This window comes from Hydrogenophaga sp. GW456-12-10-14-TSB4 (genome assembly GCF_059424305.1).
Map to the genome: position 1 here is coordinate 1 of NZ_JBWKZH010000137.1, position 2,542 is coordinate 2,542.

General features: G+C 65.6%; 2 protein-coding genes. Both read right to left on the reverse strand.

Annotated elements, in window-relative coordinates:
- Positions 1 to 2: 2 nt before the first annotated feature.
- On the reverse strand, positions 3 to 812 hold the full coding sequence (locus tag AC07ZS_RS29675; protein ID WP_494802014.1) for an ABC transporter ATP-binding protein: 810 nt from the start codon (positions 810 to 812) through the stop codon (positions 3 to 5).
- Positions 813 to 829: 17 nt separating this feature from the next.
- Positions 830 to 2,542, reverse strand: a 1,713-nt coding sequence (locus AC07ZS_RS29680) for an AMP-binding protein (protein WP_494802015.1), incomplete at its 5' end; no start/stop codon positions are given.

The window sequence follows — 2,542 nt, forward strand, 5'->3', positions numbered from 1 at the left end:
GTTCAGTGACTCGTGCCGAGGTAGGCGCTGATGACCTCCTCGTTGCGTCGGACTTCCTCGGGGGTGCCGTCGCCGATCTTCTTGCCGTAGTCGAGCACGACGACGCGGTCGGAGATGTCCATCACCACCCCCATGTCGTGCTCGATCAGCACAATGGTGGTGCCGAACTCGTCGTTCACGTCCAGGATGAAGCGGCTCATGTCCTGCTTCTCCTCCAGGTTCATGCCCGCCATCGGCTCGTCCAGCAGCAGCACCTGCGGCTCCATCGCCAGCGCACGGCCCAGGTCCACGCGCTTCTGCAGCCCGTAGGGCAACTGCCCCACCGGCGTCTTGCGGTGCGCCTGGATCTCCAGGAAGTCGATGATGTGCTCCACGAACTCGCGGTGCGCTTCCTCTTCCTTCTGCGCTCCCCCCAGCACCTTGAGGTTGGCGAAGGGGTTGCGGAAGGCTTGCGCCAGCAAGCCGCTCTTGATGCGCAGGTTGCGCCCGGTCATGAGGTTGTCGATCACGCTCATGCCCTTGAAGAGCGCCAGGTTCTGGAACGTGCGCGCGATGCCCATCTCGGCCACCTGGCGGCTGTTCATGTGCTTGAAGGTGCGGCCCCGGAAGCTGATCGAGCCCTCCTGCGGCTGGTACACCCCGTTGATGCAGTTGAGCATGGAGCTCTTGCCCGCGCCGTTGGGCCCGATGATGGCGCGCACCTCGTGCTCGCGCACGTCAAAGCTGATGTTGGTCAGCGCCTTGACGCCGCCAAAGCGCAGGCTGATGTTCTGGACGTTGAGGACAACGTCGCCGATCTTCTTCTGTGTCATGTTGGAATGCGGCTCCATCAGGCGGCGGCTTGGACGGGGGTGAAGGTCTTGGCGTCGCTCAGCTTGAGCGTGGCGCTGACCGAGCCGGTGCGCCCGTCCTCGAACTTCACCTGCGTCTGGATGTACTGCTCGGCCTTGCCGCCGTACAGCGCCTCGACCAGCACGCCGTACTTCTCGGCGATGAAGCCGCGGCGCACCTTGTTCGTGCGGGTGAGTTCGCCGTCGTCGGCGTCCAGCTCCTTGTGCAGCACCAGGAAACGGCTGATCTGGCTGCCCGCGAGCAGCTCGTCGCGGCTGAGGTCGGCGTTGACCTTCTCCACGCAGTCGCGGATGAGTTCGTACACCTCGGGCTTCTGCGCCAGGTCGGTGTAGCCGGCATAGGGCAGGTTGCGCCGCTCGGCCCAGTTGCCCACGGCGTCGAAGTCGATGTTGAGCATGACGCAGACGCGCTCGCGCTGGTCGCCGTAGGCCACGGCTTCCTTGATGTGCGAGAAGAATTTGAGCTTGTTCTCCACGTACTTGGGCGCGAACATGGCGCCGTCGTGCGCACCGCCCTTGAGCCGCCCCACGTCCTTGACGCGGTCGATGATCTTGAGGTGCCCCGAGGCGTCGATGAAGCCCGCGTCGCTGGTGTGGTACCAGCCGTCGGCGGTGAGCACTTCGGCCGTGGCGGCTTCGTTCTTGTAGTAGCCCTTGAGCAGGCCGGGGGACTTGACCAGGATCTCGCCGGTCTCGGAGAGTTTGATCTCCACGCCCTCGCAGGGCACACCGACGGTGTCGGCGCGGGCTTCGTGGTCGGGCTGCAGGCAGACGAAGACAGCGGTCTCGGTGGAGCCGTAGAGCTGCTTCATGTTGATGCCGATGGAGCGGTAGAAGCTGAAGAGGTCGGGCCCGATGGCTTCGCCGGCGGTGTAGGCCACGCGCACGCGGCTCAGGCCCAGGTTGTTGCGCAGCGGGCCGTAGACCAGCCAGTCGCCCAGGCGGTACTTGATCGAGTCGAGCAGGCCGATGGGTTTGCCGTCCATGCGGTCGGGGCCCACGCGGCGGGCCAGCGCCATGCAGCGGTGGAACAGGCCGCGCTTGAGGGCGCCAGCGTCTTCCATGCGGATCATGACGCTGGTGAGCAGGCCCTCGAAGATGCGCGGCGGGGCGAAGTAGTAGGTCGGGCCGACTTCCTTCAGGTCGATGGTGATGGTGGAGGCCGATTCGGGGCAGTTGACCACGTAGCCGGCCACGAGCCATTGCGCGTAGCTGAAGATGTTCTGCCCGATCCAGGCCGGGGGCAGGTAGGCCAGGATCTCGTCTTCGCGGGTGAGTTTGTCGAATTTGGCGCCCACGGTGGCGCGGTTGATGAGGGTCTGGTGGGTGTGGACCACGCCCTTGGGGTTGCCGGTGGTGCCGCTGGTGAAGAACATGGCAGCGACGTCTTCGGTGCGGCCCAGCTCGACCTGTTCGCGAAACAGCTGGGGGTTCGCCTTGGCGTGGGCCTGGCCGGCTTCGACGAGCGAGGCCAGGCTGCGCAGGCCGGGCTGGTCGTAGTTGCGCAGGCCGCGCGGGTCGTCGTAGTAGAGGTGGCTGAGCTGCGGGCAGCGGTCGCGGATCTCCAGCATCTTGTCGACTTGCTCCTGGTCTTCCACCACGCAGAAGCGCACTTCGGCGTTGTTGATGGGGAAGACGCATTCGGCGGCGACCGCGTCCTGGTACAGCGGGATGGGGATGGCGCCCAGCGA